Consider the following 1,853-nt stretch of genomic DNA (forward strand, 5'->3'; position numbering starts at 1 on the left):
CTGTAGCGCGGCCCGGCGGAAGGCGGCGGGCGCAGCGTCAGGCTGGGCACCGCGCCCAGCGCCACTTTGCCCAGCCTGACCGGCTGCGCCAAGGCGCGGTTGATGGCGCCGATCACCAGGCTGCGCACGCCATTCTGGTCGGCGAAGCGCAGCCCGGACTTGGCGGGATGCACATTCACGTCCAGCGCCTCGTCCGGCAGCTCCAGCCGCAGCGCCGCCACGGCGTGCCGCCCGGCCGGGATCACGTCCCGGTAGGCCAGGCGCAACGCCAGCTTCAGCAGCGAATCCTGCACCGGGCGGCCATTGACGACGAAGCTCTGCAATTGCGTGGTGGCGCGGTTGAGGCTGGCCGGGCCGATCAGGCCGGAGAGCTTCACCTCGTCGCGCTGCGCCTCCAGCGGCATCATGTTCGCCGCCGCCTCGCGCCCGAACAAAGCCGCGACGCGCGCGGCTTCGGGCTGGGCCGGCAGGTCGAACAGCACCCGCTCATCCGAGACCAGGCGGAATGCCACGTGCGGGGCGCAGAGGGCGAGGCGCCAGACGGTGCGCTCGGCGGCCTCCGCCTCGGCCCGGGGTGAGCGCAGGAATTTGCGCCGCGCCGGGGTGGCGTAGAACAGATCCTCGACAATGGCGCGCGTGCCCTTGAGGCCGGCGGCGGGGCGGGCGGCGGTGATCGCGCCACCGGCGACGTCGATCCGCCAGGCGCCATCCTGCCCGGCGGGGCGGCTGATCAAGGTGAGCTTCGCCGCCGCGCCGATCGAGGGCAGCGCCTCGCCGCGAAAGCCCAGCGTGGAGATTTGCACCAGCGCCTCGTCCTGCAGCTTGGAGGTGGCGTGGCGTTCGATGGCGAGCGGCAGCTCCTCCGCCGGAATGCCGCAGCCATCGTCGATGATCTCGATCCGCTCGATGCCGCCGCCGGCGAGGATGACCTCGATGCGCGTTGATCCGGCATCCAGCGCGTTTTCCACCAGCTCCTTCACCGCGGCGGCGGGGCGTTCGATGACCTCGCCGGCGGCGATGCGGTTGATGGTGGTTTCGGCGAGGCGGCGGATGGGCATGGGGCCTGATAGCATGAATGCGCGAGTCCGGCGCCTCGCGGCTTCACGAAAACCCCCCTCCCTGTAATAATGATGCCTCGACCCGGAAAGGAGCCGCCGATGAACATCCTCGTCTTCCAGCATGTCGCCTCGGAGCATCCTGGCAGTTTCCGTGAGGTGATGGCGGCGCGCGGCTGTAGGATGCAGGCGGTGGAGCTGGATGAGGGCGAGGCGATTCCCGCTGATCTCGCGGGCTTCGACGCGTTGCTGGTGATGGGCGGGCCGCAGGATGTCTGGGAGACCGATCAATTCCCCTGGCTGATCGAGGAAAAGGCGGTGATCCGCGACTGGGTGCGCGCCGGGCGGCCTTACCTTGGCATGTGCCTGGGGCACCAGCTGCTAGCCGAGGCGCTGGGCGGCGCGGTGGGGCGGATGGCGGTGCCGGAGGTGGGGATGAGCCGGGTCGAGACCCGGCCGGACCCGATTTTCGCCGGCCTGCCGCCGCTCTGGCCCTGCATGCAATGGCATGGGGCGGAGGTGACGCGGCTGCCGGAGGGGGCGGTGGCGCTGGCCACCTCGCCGGGCTGCGCCATCCAGGCGCAGCGCTATGGGAATGCCGCTTATGGGCTGCAATTCCATCTGGAGCTGACCCACAGCACCACCGCGGAATGGGGCAGCCTGCCGGAATATAAGGCAGCGCTTGAACGGGTTCGCGGCCCGGGCGGGCTGGCGGCGATGGTCGCGGAGGTGGATGCGCAATTTTCTGAGCTGCATGCGGCGGCGCAGATCGTCTTCGGCAATTTTCTGGACATCGCC

2 protein-coding genes are annotated in these 1,853 nt (G+C 70.2%); one reads left to right on the plus strand and one right to left on the minus strand.

Features of this window, described 5'->3' with window-relative positions; all coding sequences use genetic code 11:
• Positions 1-1,058 (minus strand): DNA mismatch repair endonuclease MutL (mutL, locus tag MXAZACID_RS18390; RefSeq protein WP_008495105.1); only part of this gene is annotated, 1,058 nt, incomplete at its 3' end.
• A 99-nt stretch (positions 1,059-1,157) separates the two neighbouring features.
• Between mutL and MXAZACID_RS14015 the strand changes: the two genes are divergently transcribed.
• On the plus strand, positions 1,158-1,853 hold a 696-nt coding region (locus MXAZACID_RS14015), incomplete at its 3' end, for a type 1 glutamine amidotransferase (protein WP_008495106.1).

The sequence above is a fragment of the Acidocella sp. MX-AZ02 genome (assembly GCF_000306035.1).
GTDB lineage: Bacteria > Pseudomonadota > Alphaproteobacteria > Acetobacterales > Acetobacteraceae > Acidocella > Acidocella facilis.